The sequence below is a fragment of the Streptomyces sp. SID1328 genome (genome assembly GCF_009865595.1).
GTDB classification, from domain to species: domain Bacteria; phylum Actinomycetota; class Actinomycetes; order Streptomycetales; family Streptomycetaceae; genus Streptomyces; species Streptomyces griseoluteus.
This window is the reverse complement of record NZ_WWKH01000820.1, coordinates 1-15,136: the sequence shown is the minus strand read 5'-3', so window position 1 is coordinate 15,136 and position 15,136 is coordinate 1. Positions and strand designations below refer to the sequence as shown.

Here is a 15,136-nt window from a genome sequence, read left to right as displayed (position 1 = left end):
GCATGCGTTCCCCTCCGCAACCGCCGCTCCGTGCGAAGACGCCAACCCCGCGCCGAGACCTCGCTCCGCGAAGCCCTGGGGACCTCACCATCAGCTACGAAAACGCCACGAGGGCCGCGACCGTCAGGTCGGGGCCCTCGAAAGCGAATCGTGCAGCTGTTTCGTGGTGTCCGAGGGGGGACTTGAACCCCCACGCCCGATAAAGGGCACTAGCACCTCAAGCTAGCGCGTCTGCCATTCCGCCACCCGGACAAGGTGTCTGTCACCCGGCCGGGGGTGTTCCCCGCGGCGACATGGACAACAATACCAAGGTTTCGGAGCGCCTTTCACCTGCATATCCGTGCCTTCGGCCACCCTCGGGTCACGGACAGCGGATCACCTGGCCGGCGTACGAGAGGTTGCCGCCGAAGCCGAAGAGGAGGGCCGGGTCGCCGGTGCGGACGCTGCCCTGTTCGATCAGCTTGGAGAGGGCGAGCGGGATGCTCGCAGCGGAGGTGTTGCCGGACTCGGTGACGTCGCGGGCGACGACCGCGTTCACCGCGCCGATCTTCTGCGCCAGCGGCTCGATGATCCGCAGATTGGCCTGGTGCAGGACGACCGCGGCGAGGTCGGCCGGCTCGACGCCCGCCTTCTCGCAGGCCCGCCGGGCGATCGGCGGGAGCTGGGTGGTGGCCCAGCGGTACACGCTCTGCCCCTCCTGCGCGAACCTCGGTGGCGTGCCCTCGATCCGTACCGCGTTGCCCATCTCCGGCACCGAACCCCACAGCACCGGCCCGATCCCCGCCTGCTCCCCCGGCGCACACGCCTCGATCACCGCCGCGCCCGCGCCGTCACCGACCAGTACGCAGGTGGAGCGGTCGGTCCAGTCGGTGACCTCCGACATCTTGTCCGCACCGATCACCAGCACCCGCGTCGCGGCGCCCGCCCGTACGGTGTGGTCGGCGGTGGCCAGCGCGTGGGTGAAGCCGGCGCACACCACGTTGACGTCCATCGCGGCGGGCTCGGGGATGCCCAGCCGGGCCGCGACCCGCGCGGCGGTGTTCGGCGAGCGGTCGATCGCCGTGGAGGTGGCGACCAGTACCAGGTCGATGTCGCCGGGGGCGAGCCCCGCCGTGGCCAGGGCCTTGGCGGCGGCGTGCGCGGCCAGCTCGTCCACCGGCTCGTCGGGGCCCGCGATGTGCCGGGTGCGGATGCCGACCCGGCTCGTGATCCACTCGTCGCTGGTGTCGACCATGCGCGCCAGGTCCTCGTTGGTGAGCACCTTGGCCGGCTGGTAGTGGCCGATCGCGGCGATACGCGAGCCGTGCATGTCGGGGTCCCCTCGTTGCTGCCGTGGGTGGCGGGACCATCCAGTCTGCGCAGTGACTCACGGGTACGGGGGTACGTGAAGCCACAGGAATCGGGCATCCCTGTTGTCGGCTTCACGCAGACCCCCGCACGTCCGCATTCCGCTCACGCGCTCGGCGTCTCGCCCGTGCGGACGGGCGCCCGGCGCGTCACCCCGTGAAGAGCTGCGTCGCCTTCCGCACCAGTTCGTACAGGCCGTAGGCGAGCGGCGCGCCCACCCAGAGCCAGGAGAGGGCGATCAGGGCGCGCCGGTCAGGCGGGCTGCTCTCGCTGGGCATCGGGAGCCTCCTTCGGGGCGGGGACGTGGTGACGGGTGTGGACGGGGCGGATGAGTTCGTTGGCGACGAAGCCGACGAGGAGCAGGCCGATCATGATCGAGAAGGAGAGCCCGTACAGCGCGGGCCCGTCCTTCCCCGCGGCCTCCTGGCGGTCGGCGATCCAGTTGACGATCAGCGGCCCGAGTACGCCCGCGGTGGACCAGGCGGTGAGCAGCCGGCCGTGGATGGCGCCGACCTGGTACGTGCCGAAGAGGTCCTTCAGGTACGCCGGGACCGTGGCGAAGCCGCCGCCGTAGAAGGAGAGGACGACCAGCGCGCACAGCACGAACAGCGGCTTGGAGGTGTCCCCGAACAGGGCGAGGACCAGGTACGTCAGCGCGCCGACGCCCAGGTAGACCCGGTAGATGTTCTTGCGGCCGATGAGGTCGGAGGTGGAGGACCAGCCGATCCGGCCCGCCATGTTGGCCGCGGACAGCAGCGCGACGAATCCGGCCGCCGCCGAGACGGAGACCGGCGTGGAGCTGTCCGCGAAGAAGTCCGTGATCATCGGCGCGGCCTTCTCCAGGATGCCGATCCCCGCCGTGACGTTGGTGCAGAGCACGACCCACAGGCACCAGAACTGCGGGGTGCGCAGAGCGCTGCGGGCCGACACCTGGACACCTGCGGCCGCGTCCGTGGCGCTCTCCGTACGCCCGTCCGGCCGTGGCACCCGGACCAGCAGCACCCCGAGGGTCATGAACACGGCGTACGCCAGTCCGTGCACCAGGAACGCCAGCGCGATGCCGGAGTGGTCCGTGCCGAAGGACTCCAGCATCTGGGCCGACCAGGGCGAGGCGATCAGCGCGCCGCCGCCGAAGCCCATGATGGCGATGCCGGTGGCCATGCCTGGCCGGTCCGGGAACCACTTCATCAGGGTGGAGACGGGCGAGATGTAGCCGATGCCGAGGCCGATGCCGCCGACGAACCCGTATCCGAGGACGATCAGCCAGTACTGCTGGGTCTGGGCGCCGAGCGCGGAGATCAGGAACCCGGAGGAGAAGCAGACCAGGGCCACGGTCATCGCCCAGCGCGGGCCGTTGCGCTCGACCAGGGTGCCGCCGAACGCGGCCGACAGCCCGAGCATCACGATCGCCAGCTGGAACGGCAGCGCGCTCTGGGTGCCGTCGAGGTGCAGCGCGGATTCCAGGGGTGGCTTGAACACACTCCAGGCGTACGCCTGGCCGATGGAGAGGTGGACGGAGAGCGCGGCGGGCGGTACGAGCCAGCGGCTCCAGCCCGGGGGCGCGACAGGGGGGCTGCTCATGGGGCCGGACGGTAGGTCGGGGCGGGTGGGTTGAGAAGGTGGGGCGCGGCGCGTTTGCGGTGAACGGTCGGCTCCGTGCGTCGGGCGGTCGGTGGCAGGTGCTGGTGGCCGGAAAGTCCTCAGTGCCGTACGGCCTCGAAGCCCAGTCGTCCGACGGTGGTGACGGTGCCGAGGCGGGGGAAGTCCAGCCGTACCGACGCCTCGTGCTCGGCGGCCGTGAACGCGGCCATCGCGTCCTCCACGAAGACCAGCTCGTAGCCCAGGTCGGCGGCGGCCCGGGCGGTGGACTCCACGCCCAGGTTGGTGGCGATGCCGCCGAGGACCAGGGTGTCGATGCCGCGGGCCCGCAGCCGCTCGTCCAGCCCGGTGCCCTGGAACGCGCCGATGGTCCGCTTGACCACCTCCAGGTCGCCCTCGTGGCGCAGTCCGGCGACGAGACCGCTGCCGGGCGGCTGTTCGGCGACGGTCGGCCGTTCTACCCGGACGAGTACGACGAGTGCGCCCCCGGCGCGGCAGCGCTCCGCCAACTCCTCGGAGGCGGCGAGCACTTCGGCACCCTTGCGGGGTTCCAGCGGCAGCGCGACGAGGCGGTCCATGAGGTCGACGAGGACGAGGGCGGTGCGGCGGGGATCGAGTACGGGTGCTGCGGTCATGACGGAACGTTAACCCTTGCGAGCTGTCCGTGCCGGAAATCCGGGTCAACGGGTCCGTGAACGAGACGCGTTCGGCCGTCTAGGGGGCGCCGTGACCGTCCGGCCTCACCCGCGTCCGGGGCACCGGGGCCTGCGGGGCCGGGGGTTCCTGGGGGTCGCGGGCGCGGCGCTTGGCGATGACCGCGCAGACCATGAGCTGCATCTGGTGGAAGAGCATCAGCGGAAGTACGGCGAGGGAGGCGTGGGCGCCGAACAGGACGCCGGCCATGGGGAGTCCGGAGGCGAGGGACTTCTTCGACCCGGCGAACTGGATGGCGATGCGGTCGCCCCGGTCGAAGCCGAGCGCCCGCGCGCCGTACCAGGTCAGCGTGAGCATCACGGCGAGCAGGACGGCCTCCACGAGGAGCAGCGCGCCGAGCCGCGGGGCGCTCACCTGGTGCCAGATGCCCTGGGCCATGCCCTCGCTGAACGCGGTGTAGACGACCAGCAGGATGGAACCCCGGTCGACGAGCCCGAGCACCTTCTTGTGCTTGGTGACGAAGCCGCCGATCCAGCGCCTCAGGAACTGCCCGGCGAGGAACGGCACCAGCAGTTGCAGCACGATCTTCAGCAGCGAGTCCGCGGAGAAGCCGCCGCCGGAGTTCCCCAGCAGGACGGCGGCGAGCAGCGGGGTGACGACGATGCCGACCAAGGAGGAGAAGGAGCCGGCACAGATGGCGGCGGGGACGTTGCCGCGCGCGATGGAGGTGAAGGCGATGGAGGACTGGATGGTCGACGGGACCAGGGTGAGGAACAGCAGCCCCTGGTAGAGCGGCTGGGTCAGCAGTACCGGGACCAGTCCGCGCGCGGCCAGCCCGAGGAGCGGGAAGACGACGAAGGTGCAGGCCAGGACGGTGAGGTGGAGCCGCCAGTGGCGCAGGCCGGCCATCGCCTCGCGGGTGGAGAGGCGGGCGCCGTAGAGGAAGAACAGGAACGCGATGGCTGCCGTGGAGGCACCGGAGGCCACGTCGGCGGCGACGCCCCGCGCGGGCACCAGCGCGGCCAGGCCCACCGTGCCGAGGAGCAGCGCGATGTACGGGTCGATGGGCAGCCGGCGTTTCACAGGGCTCCGTAGCGTCTCGGTGGGGGCGGACGATCTCCATCGTGCCTGGTCCGCGCCGATCACGGAATCCGGCATACCGCTCTGACTGCGATCGCGTTTCACGATGACCGGGCTAGGCTGTCGCCATGTACGACCCCACGCACCTGCGTACGTTCCTCGCGGTGGCGCAGACACTCAGCTTCACGCAGGCCGCGCGGCGGCTGGGGCTGCGGCAGTCGACGGTGAGCCAGCATGTGCGCAGGCTGGAGGAGGCGGCGGGGCGCCAGTTGTTCACGCGGGACACCCACTCGGTGGAGCTGACCGGCGACGGCGAGGCGATGCTCGGGTTCGCGCGGCGGCTGCTGGAGGTGCAGGAGCAGGCTGCGGCGTACTTCTCCGGCCCGCGCGTGCGGGGGCGGCTGCGGTTCGGCGCCTCGGAGGACTTCGTCCTGACCCGCTTCCCGGAGATCCTGGAGGGCTTCCGCTACGACCATCCCGAGGTCGACCTCGAACTGACGGTGGAGCTGTCCGGCACGCTCCACGAGCGCCTCGCCGAGGGCAAGCTCGACCTGGTCCTCGCCAAGCGCCGCCCCGAGGACCCGCGCGGCCGCCTGGTCTGGCGGGACGACCTGGTCTGGATCGGCACGGACCGTCTCCGCCTGGACCCGGACCGCCCCGTGCCGCTGATCGTGTATCCCCCACCGGGCATCACCCGCGCCCGAGCGCTGGAGACCCTCGAATCCCACTCCCGCCCCTACCGGATCATCTGCACCAGCACCAGCCTCAACGGCCTCATCGCCGCCGCGAGAGCGGGCCTCGGCGTCATGGCCCACTCCCGCCACCTCATCCCACCGGGCCTGACCCGCATCCCGGACCGCGCCGGGCTCCCCGACCTGGGCAAGGTCGACTTCACCCTGACCCACGCCCGCGCGAGGGGCGCGACGGAGGACGCGGCGAACGCACTGGCGGCGGCGATCCTGGCGGGTGGGGAGAGGTTGCGCCGGCGGGGCGGCTGAGGGGGTCAGGAGGGGACCGATGGCGCATATTGGGCCGGCGCTCTTGTGGCAGTGACCGACAGCCTTCTCGTGCCCTCTCCGCCACCCCCCACCCCGTGACCGGCCCGTACAGATTCGGTGGAGATTACGACCGGGGTACGTACCGACCCGTCAGTATCGTGTCCGGCCCTTCCGCATGTGCGGGGATTTTCCGGGTGGTGTGCGTGAGGTACGTGAGGTTTGGCCGGTTTCCGGACCCCTCCCATCCGGCCATTCGGTGGGGTAGCTTTCACGGCGCTGTGCGGAGCGTCGCGGGCCGACGGAGGAGCGAGGAAGAGCGAGCAAGGGGGAGCGAGGTTTGCGCGAGTTCACCAACCCTGTGACGGAAGTGAAGTCGGAGCCGCCGGCGGGTGGCCTGGCCGACGCCGTCTTCGACAACGCGCGCACCGACCCCCTGCACGTCGCCCTCGGCCGCAAGGACGATCAGGGACGCTGGCGGGACGTGACCGCCGCCGAGTTCCGTGACGAGGTCGTCGCCCTCGCCAAGGGCCTGCTCGCCCAGGGCGTCCGCTTCGGCGACCGGGTCGCCATCATGTCCCGCACCCGCTACGAGTGGACCCTGTTCGACTTCGCGCTGTGGACGATCGGCGCCCAGGTGGTGCCGATCTACCCGACCTCCTCCGCCGAGCAGTGCTTCTGGATGCTGCACGACGCCGAGGTCACCTCCGCCGTGGTGGAGCACGAGGACCACGCGATGACGATCGCCACGGTCATCGGCCGCCTCCCCCGCCTGCGCCAGCTCTGGCAGCTCGACGCGAACTGCGTGCGGGAGCTGTACGACGCCGGGGCGCACCTGGACGACGAGGTGGTGCACCGGCACCGCAAGGCGGTCACCCCGGACTCGACCGCCACCATCATCTACACCTCGGGCACCACGGGCCGCCCCAAGGGCTGCGTCCTCTCGCACGGCAACTTCATGTTCGAGGCGGACACGGTGATCCGCCGCTGGGAGTCGGTGTTCCACTCCAAGAAGGGCGACGAGGCGTCCACCCTGCTGTTCCTGCCGCTGGCCCACGTCTTCGGCCGCATGGTGGAGGTCGCGGCGCTCAGGGGCCGGGTCCGCTTCGGGCATCAGCCGCAGCTCCACGCGTCCGCCCTGCTGCCGGACCTCGCGGCGTTCCGGCCGACGTTCATCCTGGCGGTGCCGTACATCTTCGAGAAGGTGTTCAACTCCGCCCGGCGCAAGGCGGAGAAGGACGGCAAGGCGACGCCCTTCGAGAAGGCGGTCGACGTGGCCGTGAAGTACGCCGAAGCGCTGGAGGCCAAGGCATGGGGCCTCGGCCCCGGCCCCTCCGCGGGCCTCAGGATGCAGCACCAGCTCTTCGACAAGCTGGTGTACTCCAAGGTCCGCGCGGCGATGGGCGGCCGCATCCGCAACGCCATGTCGGGCGGCTCGGCGATGGACCGCCGCCTCGGCCTGTTCTTCGCGGGCGCCGGCGTACAGATCTACGAGGGCTACGGCCTGACCGAGTCGACGGCCGCCGCCACCGCCAACCCGCCCGAGCGCACCCGCTACGGCACCGTCGGCCAGGCCATCCCCGGTGTGACGGTGCACGTCGCCGACGACGGCGAGGTCTGGCTGCACGGCGGGAACGTCTTCCAGGGCTACCTCAACAACCCCAAGGCGACGGACGAGACCCTGCACGACGGCTGGCTCGCCACCGGCGACCTGGGCTCGCTGGACGAGGACGGCTACCTGACCATCACCGGCCGCAAGAAGGAGATCCTCGTGACCTCCGGCGGCAAGAGCGTCTCCCCCGGTGTGCTGGAGGAGCGGGTGCGGGACCATCCGCTGGTCAGCCAGTGCATCGTCGTCGGCAACGACCGCCCGTACATCGCGGCGCTGGTCACCCTGGACCAGGACGCCGTCGACCACTGGCTCCAGATGCGCGGCAAGCCCCGGCCCACCCCGGCCGAGCTGGTGCGTGACGCCGACCTGGAGACCGAGGTGCGCCGGGCGGTGGTCGCGGCGAACACGCTCGTCTCGCAGGCCGAGTCGATCCGTACGTTCCGCATCCTGGCCCAGCCGTTCACGGAGGAGCACGGGCTGCTGACGCCGTCGCTGAAGCTGAAGCGGAAGGCGATCGAGAAGGCGTACGAGCGTGAGGTGGAAGCGCTCTACCGCTCCTGACCGGCAGGTCAGGAATGCATACCGGCCCGTGATCGTTGACGATGGGTGTACCACCTGTCCACAACCGAAGGATCATAGGATCGTGAGCAGCAAGGTCCCCCCGATCATCCTCAACAACGGTGTCGAGATGCCCCAGCTCGGCTTCGGCGTCTGGCAGATCCCGGACGACGAGGCGGAGCGCGCGGTCACCACGGCGCTGGAGGCCGGGTACCGCAGCATCGACACCGCGGCGATCTACGGCAACGAAGAGGGCACCGGCAAGGCCATCGCCGCGTCCGGAGTGCCCCGCGAGGACCTCTTCGTCACCACGAAGCTCTGGAACAGCGACCAGGGATACGACTCCACCCTGCGTGCCTTCGACACGTCGCTGGAGAAGCTCGGTCTCGACTACCTCGACCTCTATCTGATCCACTGGCCGCTGCCCGCGCGGGACAACTACCTCGACACCTACAAGGCGTTCGAGAAGCTGTACTCCGACGGCCGCGTCCGCGCGATCGGCGTGTCCAACTTCCTGCCCGAGCACCTGGAGCGGCTGATCGCGGAGACGTCCGTCGTCCCGGCGGTCGACCAGATCGAGCTGCACCCGCAGCTCCAGCAGCGCGCGGCGCGGGAGTTCAACGCCGAGCAGGGCATCGCCACCGAGGCGTGGTCGCCGCTCGGCCAGGGCAAGGGCCTGCTGGAGGTCCCGGCGATCGTCGCCATCGCCCGCAAGCACGGGCGTACGCCCGCGCAGGTCGTGCTCCGCTGGCACATCCAGCTCGGCAACATCGTCATCCCGAAGTCCGTGACGCCGTCGCGGATCAAGGAGAACATCGAGGTGTTCGACTTCAGCCTGGACGACGAGGACCTCGCCGCCATCGGCGCGCTGAACGAGGACAAGCGGCTGGGTCCCGACCCGGCCACGTTCGACATGGTCTGACACCCGTACGCCACAGGGTCGCACCGTCCCCGCGCAGGGGGCGGGCGGCCCTGTGCGCTACGCCGAGCTTCGCCGACCGAAGGGCTCCGCGCCGTGCGTCTTCGTCCACTGGGTCTCGCCACCGCCGCCGGGACCGTCCTGCTCTGCGCCACGGTACTGGCCGCCGCCCACGGTGACGCGCCCAGGCGGGCGCGGGAGGGTACGGTCCCCGCGGCCGACCTGCTGGCGAAGGTAGGGACGTGCGACCGGGTCTCCGACGGCCTGTACCGCACCGACGCCGAGAGCGCCCCGGCGGTCCCGGTGTGCGGGCTCAAGGGCGCGGTGTTCTGGCAGGCCGACCTGGACGTGGACTGCGACGGTCAGCGCACGGCCCGCTGCAACGAGGACCGCGACCCCTGGTACCAGGACGACACCGCCTTCCACCAGTCCGACGGCAAGCCCCTGCGCGCCGACGCGCTGCCGTACGTGGTGGTTCCCGGCAAGAGCGCCCTCTGGGACCACGCGGCGGCCGGCATCGACGGTGGCGGAGTGGTCGCCGTCATCCACGGCGACCAGGTGGAGTACGCCGTCGTCGGGGACACCGGCCCGAAGGAGATCATCGGCGAGGCGTCGTACGCGACCGCCGAGGCCCTGGGCATCGACCCGGACCCGGCGACCGGGGGCGCCGAGTCCGGGGTGACGTACATCCTGTTCAAGGACGCGCGGGTCTCCCCCGTCGAGAGCCATGAGGCGGCGGTCACCCTCGGGGACCGGCTGGCCCGGCAGTTCCTCACGGAGAACTGATTCAGCGGGGGCGTACGGCCGTGTGGACGGTGTACGCGTCCAGCACGAACAGGCCGGCCCGGTGGTACAGGCTCCCGGGGCCGGCCCGGTCGAGGTGTGTGACCGGACGCCACCGCTAACCGGATCGCCGATAGGCGTGCAGGGTGAAGACGGGGTCCGCGCGCGGGCGGTCCTGGTCGGGCAGCCGTGCCAGCCGGGCGGCGAACTCCTCGGTACGCGGCTCACCGGGCGGCAGCAGGGTGAACCAGCCGCGCCGGAGATCCTTGATCGTGCGACGCGGGCTGCGTCCCTGTCCGACCCCGGTGAACCGGGCCTGACCTGTCCTGACCATCCCGGCCTCGGCGGCGTACGCGTCCACCTTGGACGGGTCGTCGGCGGCGGGCCGCCGGGGGCGCGGCCCGAGCACGGCGTCGATGTCACTGCCGACGTCGTGCGCCTTCGCCTTGTCGACGGTGGTGACATAGGTCCCACCCGGCCGCAACACCCGCGCACACTCCCCGAGCACGGCCCGCAGATCGGCCGGGTCGTCCAGCAGATGCAGCAGCCACACACTGGTGACGACGTCGAACGCCCCGTCGGAGAAGGGAAGTCGGCGGCTGTCGGCGCGCACCACGGCCCCGGGCACCCGAGCGGCGGCCCGGTGGACCATGGCGCTCGTGAGATCCACCCCGGTGACCCGCAACCCCGGCCGCGCCTCGGCCAGCCGGCGGGTGACGCTACCCGTGCCACAGCCGTTGTCCAGCAGGCGCCCTTCGCGGTCCGGAGTCAGCCCGAGGACGGCGTCGGCGGCGGCACGGGCACGGGGCTCACCGCCACGGAGATTGTCGTAGGACTCGGCTTCCTTGTCGTAGTCGAGCACAGACTTCAGTGTGCCCGCCCTCGCGAGGGCCATGTTCCTTTATACGAAAGGGAGTTGGAGATCCTTTGCGCAGGCGGCTCCGGTCCGGATCAGTCGGTGTCCAGCCCGTCGATCAGGCGGTTGAGGAAGCGGCTGAAGGTGGCTTCGGGGTCGGTGGGGCGGCCGGGGGCGGAGAGGGCTTCGGCGAGTTCGGGGTGGTGGCCGTCCTGGGCGACCATGGCGAGGTAATGGGCCTCGGCGGCGGCCCGTTCGGGGGATCGGGCGGCCTCGTTCCGGGCGAGTTCATGACTGACGTGTCCCGCGACGAAGGCGGTGAGCTGGGCGAAGACCTCCAGCCGGGCGGCGCCGTCGAGGCCGGAGGGGCGCAGGGCGACCAGGGCGTGTTCGAGGAAGGCCAGGACGTGTGGGCCAGGGGTGCGGTGCGCGGACAGGGCGGCGGGGAGCCAGGGGTGGCGCAGCATGTGATCGCGCTGGAGGTGGGCGATGGCCTTGAGGTCGGCCCGCCAGTCGCCCGTGAGCGGACCGGAGGTGGGCAGTTCGGCGCTGACGTGGTCGACCATCAGCTCCAGCAGCGTCTCCTTGTCGGGGGCGTAGCTGTAGAGCGACATGACCCCCGCCCCCACCACGGCCGCGACCCGCCGCATGCTCACCGCGTCGAGCCCCTCGGTGTCCGCCAGCGCGACGGCCGCCCCGGTGATCGCCTCCCGGCTGAAGGAGGGCTTACGGCCCCTGCGGGGTTCGGCCGGGCCCAGCCAGAGCCTCGCGGGGTCGACACCCGCGGCTCCCCCGGCTTCCTCCTCCTGAGCCACGCTCCAGCACCCCTTTCCCTGATCCGCCAACGGTCGGCCCTTGCCAGGGTCATCCAAGCATCCTCTATTGTCGTACGCCGTACGAGAATAGAGGAGGGAAATCATGTCGTTCCGAAAGCCACCGCTGTCCGCACGTCTGATGCGCGCCACTTGGCGTGGCCTGCCGGCGAAGCGGTACGACGTCGGCTGGGAGCCGGGGCTCGCGGTGCTCGGCGGTGACGGCAGCACGCTGCTCACCGACCACTACTTCCCACGCGCCGAGGGCCACTTCCCCACGCTGCTGGTCCGCTCCCCCTACGGCCGGGGGGTGCCCTGGTCGCCGATGTACGGCATGCTCTTCGCCGAGCAGGGCTTCCACGTGGTCCTCCAGAGCTGCCGGGGTACGGGCGGCTCCGAGGGCTCGTTCCACCTATGGCGCAACGAAGCCGCCGACGGCCTGGCCACCGTGGCGTGGCTGCGTGAACAGCCCTGGTTCAACGGCACGTTGGGCACGCTCGGCCCAAGCTACCTGGGCTATGTGCAGTGGGCGCTCGCCCTGGACCCACCGCCGGAGCTGAAGGCGATGGTCGTCCAGGTGGGCCTGCACGACCCCCACGCCCTCTTCCACACGGGCGGCGGTGCGCTGCGCCTGGAGAACGCCCTGGTGGTCGGCCTCGGCATGAGCCACCAGCACCGGGGCATGACCGCCTTCGCGCGGGCCGCCCTGCGCCTCCGGCGCCATCTGCGTACCGTCACCATGGCCGCGCCGCTGCGTGGTGCGTACGCCTCTGCGCTCGGCGGTGAAGTGGCTTGGCTGAACGAGGTTCTGACCCACCCGGACGCCGAGGACCCGTACTGGGGCGGCGCGTCCCTGGCACCGTCGGAGCGCCTCCGCGTCCCCATCAGCCTGATCACCGGATGGCACGACGCGCTGGCCGACCAGACCTTCGAGCAGTACGCGCGGCTGCGCCGGGCCGGCTGTGGGATCTCGCTGCTCGTCGGCCCCTGGTCCCACGCCTCCGCGCTCCAGCAGGGCTGGCCCGAGGTGTTCGCGGAGAGCCTCGCCTGGCTGCGCGCCCACCTGTGCGCCGACCCCACCGGGCTGCGCTCCACCGCGGTGCGGGTACACATGGGCGGGGACCACATGTGGCGAGACCTCACTGACTGGCCGCCCACGACGGAGCCCACCTCCTGGTACCCCACCAAAGACGGCCACCTCACCCGGCAGCCGCCCACCGACTCGGCCCCCCTGTCCACTCTCCGCTACGACCCCGCCGACCCCACCCCGGCCGTGGGCGGCCCTCTCCTCTCCCCTGGCGCCGGTCCGCGCGACAACCGCGCACTGGAAGCCCGTACCGACGTGTTGATATTCACCGGGCCCCCGCTGACCGAGCCCCTCGACATCATCGGCCCGGTCACCGGCCGGCTGACCGTCTCCACGGACACCGGTCACGCCGATGTCTTCACCCGCCTTTGCGACGTGGACCCCGAAGGCCGCTCGGTCAACGTTTGCGACGGCCTGGGCACCACCGACGCGTCCCCGGACGCCACCTCGCGCCTCGCCGTCCCGATGAGCGCCACCGCTCACCACTTCGCCCCCGGCCACCGCATCCGCTGGCAGATCAGCGCCGGCGCCCACCCCCGGTACGCCCGCAACCCCGGCACCGGCAAGCCCCGGGGAAACGCCGCCACCTTCGTCCCCGTACGCCTCACCCTCCACGCCGACTCCGCCCTCACCCTTCCCGACTCGGCCAACTCCCTTCCTCAGGTGGCTGATTGATCCCCCCTGTGCGAAGAACCCCCGCATGGCACACTGCCCGCATGCGTCGGTGGTCAGGGAGGATGCGGTGTGAGTGAGCGGCGGGCCGCGCCCACGGTGGGGCAGGTGGTGCTCGGGCGGCGGCTGCAGGAGCTGCGGGAGGCGACCGGGCTGAGCCGGGACGAGGCGGCTCGGGTGCTGCGGGTGGCCTCGGCGACCGTGCGGCGGATGGAGACGGCCGAGGTCGCGCTGAAGATCCCGTATGTGCAGGCGCTGCTGGCCGCGTACGGGGTGGATGAGGAGGAGGCCGCCGCGTTCGTGCGGCTGGCCGAGGAGGCCAACCAGCCGGACTGGTGGCAGCGCTTCCACGACGTGCTGCCGGACTGGTTCAGCCTGTACGTGAGCCTGGAGGGTGCCGCCCGCCTCATCCGCTCCTACGAGCCCCACTTCATCCCCGGCCTGCTCCAGACCGAGGCGTACGCGCGGGCGGTGCTGGAGGCCGGGACCATAGGGCAGCACGGCGCGGAGACGGTGGAGCGGCATGTGGCGCTGCGCCTGGAGCGGCAGCGGCTGCTGGAGCGGGAGAACGCCCCGCACCTGTGGTTCGTGATGGACGAGACGGTGCTGCGGCGGCCGGTGAGCACGCGGTCCGAGGTGATGCGCGACCAGCTGGACCGGCTGCTGGAGTACGCCGACCGGGACGGGATCACCCTCCAGCTCGCGGAGTTCGCGGCGGGCCCGCATCCGGGGACGTACGCCCCCTTCACCCTGTTCCGGTTCGCCGAACGGGAGCTGCCGGACATGGTGTTCACCGAGTACCTGACCGGCGCGCTCTACCTCGACTCGCGCGAGGAGGTGGCCGCGCACCTGGAGGTGCTGGACCACATGACGGCGCGGGCGGCCTCCGCGCAGCGCACCCAGAAGCTGCGGCGGGAGTTCCGCGAGAGCCTGTGACCGGTGCCGCGCCCGTGACGCGGCACCGGAGGCCCGCAACAGCGGGCGACGGGCTTCAGGCCAGCTCGGCCGTGAGGCTGATGTCGGTGCCGGTCAGGGCCTGGCTGACCGGGCAGTTCTTCTTGGCGTCCTCGGCAGCCGCTCGGAAGCCGTCCGCGTCCAGACCGGGGACCTCGCCGCGCACGGTGAGGTGGATGCCGGTGATGCCCTCGCCGGGCTGGAAGGTGACGTCGGCCTTGGTCTCCAGCCTGGTGGGCGGCGTGCCGGCGCCGGTCAGGCCGTGCGACAGGGCCATGGAGAAGCAGCTCGAGTGCGCGGCGGCGATCAGCTCCTCGGGGCTGGTGCGGCCGTTCGGCTGCTCGGCGCGGGACGGCCACGACACCGGCTGGGAGCCGATGCCGGAGGAGTCGAAGGTGACGGTGCCGCTGCCCGACAGCAGTTCGCCTTCCCAGACCGTGTGTGCGGTACGCGTGGTAGCCACGGTGGTTCCTTTCGCGGGTGTTTGCGTGTTCCGGGTCCTGTTGCCCCCGTACCCCCATCCGATCACATCCGAGGTCACGGCACCGTGAGGACCCGTCCGAGGGCTCAGGCCGCCCGGCGCTCGGGGTCGGCGTCGAGCGGCACCTCGGGGCCGTTCAACTCGCCGAGCCAGCGGCGCAGTACGCCGTGCACGCGCTCGGCGCCGGTCAGTGCCTCGCCGTGTTCCGCGGGCACGGACAGGGTGAGCGGGGAGAGCAGGAACGGGCGGGACTGGGCGCCGCCGAGGCCGCCGTGGGAGCCGATCTGCTCCTCGAAGGCGTGGATCTGCCCGGTGGCCGGGTCGTGCCAGGAGTTGACCATGATGTCGGCGGTGTGCGGGAAGGCATGAGCCCGGCGCACGGCGTCGATGGCACCGGGGCCGAAGCGGGCCAGCGGCCCCGGCCGCTCGTCCAGCTCGGCCAGCGGTATCTCGGTGCCGCAGGGGCCGAGGACCACGCCGTCGTGCTCGGCGCTGCGGATCAGCAGGAAGCCGATGCCGGGGTGGTTGGCGAGGGTGGGGAGCAGCGCCGGGTGGCGGGCGTCGATCTCCTCCTTGGTCATCCGGTGCGGGACGTCCGGGAAGGAGACCAGGCCGAGATTGCCGGAGGCGAGCACGACGGGCTCGGAGCGGGGCGCGGGCCCGCTCTCCGAGTCGCCCCGGCCCAGGGCGGCGCGTACGGCGGCGCGGGCCTCGGCGCCGCTCGGGG

General features: G+C 71.6%; 14 protein-coding genes, 1 tRNA gene and 1 pseudogene. 6 read left to right on the top strand and 10 right to left on the bottom strand.

The features are described 5' to 3' along the window. Positions 1 to 164: 164 nt before the first annotated feature. The 6 genes from GT030_RS26050 to GT030_RS26030 form a co-directional block, all read right to left on the bottom strand. Positions 165 to 252, bottom strand: a tRNA-Leu gene (locus tag GT030_RS26050). A 109-nt stretch (positions 253 to 361) separates the two neighbouring features. Next, positions 362 to 1,309, bottom strand: coding sequence for a beta-ketoacyl-ACP synthase III (locus GT030_RS26045; protein ID WP_161203197.1), 948 nt, complete (start codon positions 1,307 to 1,309; stop codon positions 362 to 364). A gap of 187 nt (positions 1,310 to 1,496) precedes the next feature. Continuing rightward, on the bottom strand, positions 1,497 to 1,625 hold the full coding sequence (locus GT030_RS37205; protein WP_267881266.1) for a hypothetical protein: 129 nt from the start codon (positions 1,623 to 1,625) through the stop codon (positions 1,497 to 1,499). Beyond that, the gene (locus GT030_RS26040; RefSeq protein WP_161203196.1) at positions 1,600 to 2,928 is read right to left on the bottom strand and encodes an OFA family MFS transporter; all 1,329 of its coding nucleotides are present in this window, start codon (positions 2,926 to 2,928) and stop codon (positions 1,600 to 1,602) included. Before GT030_RS26040 ends, GT030_RS37205 begins: the two co-directional genes overlap by 26 nt. Positions 2,929 to 3,047: 119 nt before the next feature. After that, positions 3,048 to 3,581, bottom strand: a complete 534-nt coding sequence (locus GT030_RS26035; RefSeq protein ID WP_161203195.1) for an isochorismatase family protein — start codon at positions 3,579 to 3,581, stop codon at positions 3,048 to 3,050. A 79-nt stretch (positions 3,582 to 3,660) separates the two neighbouring features. Beyond that, positions 3,661 to 4,671: a bile acid:sodium symporter family protein gene (locus GT030_RS26030; RefSeq protein ID WP_237522830.1), complete on the bottom strand. Its 1,011-nt coding sequence runs from the start codon at positions 4,669 to 4,671 to the stop codon at positions 3,661 to 3,663. 137 nt (positions 4,672 to 4,808) lie between these two features. On the opposite strand from GT030_RS26030, the gene GT030_RS26025 reads away from it, so the two are divergent. The 4 genes from GT030_RS26025 to GT030_RS26010 all read left to right on the top strand — a co-directional run bounded on the left by GT030_RS26025 (position 4,809) and on the right by GT030_RS26010 (position 9,550). Continuing rightward, positions 4,809 to 5,678, top strand: a complete 870-nt coding sequence (locus GT030_RS26025; RefSeq protein ID WP_161203194.1) for a LysR substrate-binding domain-containing protein — start codon at positions 4,809 to 4,811, stop codon at positions 5,676 to 5,678. Positions 5,679 to 6,015: 337 nt separating this feature from the next. Then, entirely contained in the window at positions 6,016 to 7,848 is a 1,833-nt protein-coding gene (locus GT030_RS26020; RefSeq protein ID WP_161203193.1) for an AMP-dependent synthetase/ligase, read from the top strand. A gap of 82 nt (positions 7,849 to 7,930) precedes the next feature. Then, positions 7,931 to 8,767, top strand: a complete 837-nt coding sequence (locus tag GT030_RS26015) for an aldo/keto reductase (protein WP_161203192.1) — start codon at positions 7,931 to 7,933, stop codon at positions 8,765 to 8,767. A gap of 93 nt (positions 8,768 to 8,860) precedes the next feature. Next, positions 8,861 to 9,550, top strand: coding sequence for a glycoside hydrolase family 75 protein (locus GT030_RS26010; RefSeq protein WP_161203191.1), 690 nt, complete (start codon positions 8,861 to 8,863; stop codon positions 9,548 to 9,550). Positions 9,551 to 9,665: 115 nt separating this feature from the next. Here the strand turns inward: GT030_RS26010 and GT030_RS26005 are convergent, their stop codons facing one another. Both GT030_RS26005 and GT030_RS26000 read right to left on the bottom strand, forming a co-directional pair. Continuing rightward, positions 9,666 to 10,409 (bottom strand): class I SAM-dependent methyltransferase, encoded by a 744-nt coding sequence (locus GT030_RS26005; RefSeq protein WP_161203190.1) that lies wholly within the window; start codon positions 10,407 to 10,409, stop codon positions 9,666 to 9,668. Between the two features lie 89 nt (positions 10,410 to 10,498). After that, complete coding sequence (locus GT030_RS26000; RefSeq protein ID WP_346009748.1) at positions 10,499 to 11,218, bottom strand: TetR/AcrR family transcriptional regulator C-terminal domain-containing protein; 720 nt, start codon at positions 11,216 to 11,218, stop codon at positions 10,499 to 10,501. A 103-nt stretch (positions 11,219 to 11,321) separates the two neighbouring features. On the opposite strand from GT030_RS26000, the gene GT030_RS25995 reads away from it, so the two are divergent. Both GT030_RS25995 and GT030_RS25990 read left to right on the top strand, forming a co-directional pair. Next, positions 11,322 to 12,977, top strand: a complete 1,656-nt coding sequence (locus tag GT030_RS25995; RefSeq protein ID WP_237522825.1) for a CocE/NonD family hydrolase — start codon at positions 11,322 to 11,324, stop codon at positions 12,975 to 12,977. A gap of 69 nt (positions 12,978 to 13,046) precedes the next feature. Continuing rightward, positions 13,047 to 13,910, top strand: coding sequence for a helix-turn-helix transcriptional regulator (locus GT030_RS25990; protein WP_161203188.1), 864 nt, complete (start codon positions 13,047 to 13,049; stop codon positions 13,908 to 13,910). 55 nt (positions 13,911 to 13,965) lie between these two features. Here GT030_RS25990 and GT030_RS25985 read toward each other — a convergent pair whose 3' ends face one another. Together GT030_RS25985 and GT030_RS25980 are read right to left on the bottom strand one after the other, a co-directional pair. Next, positions 13,966 to 14,391, bottom strand: coding sequence for an OsmC family protein (locus GT030_RS25985; RefSeq protein WP_161203187.1), 426 nt, complete (start codon positions 14,389 to 14,391; stop codon positions 13,966 to 13,968). A gap of 104 nt (positions 14,392 to 14,495) precedes the next feature. Continuing rightward, a pseudogene (locus GT030_RS25980) lies at positions 14,496 to 15,136 on the bottom strand (hypothetical protein); the annotation flags it as partial.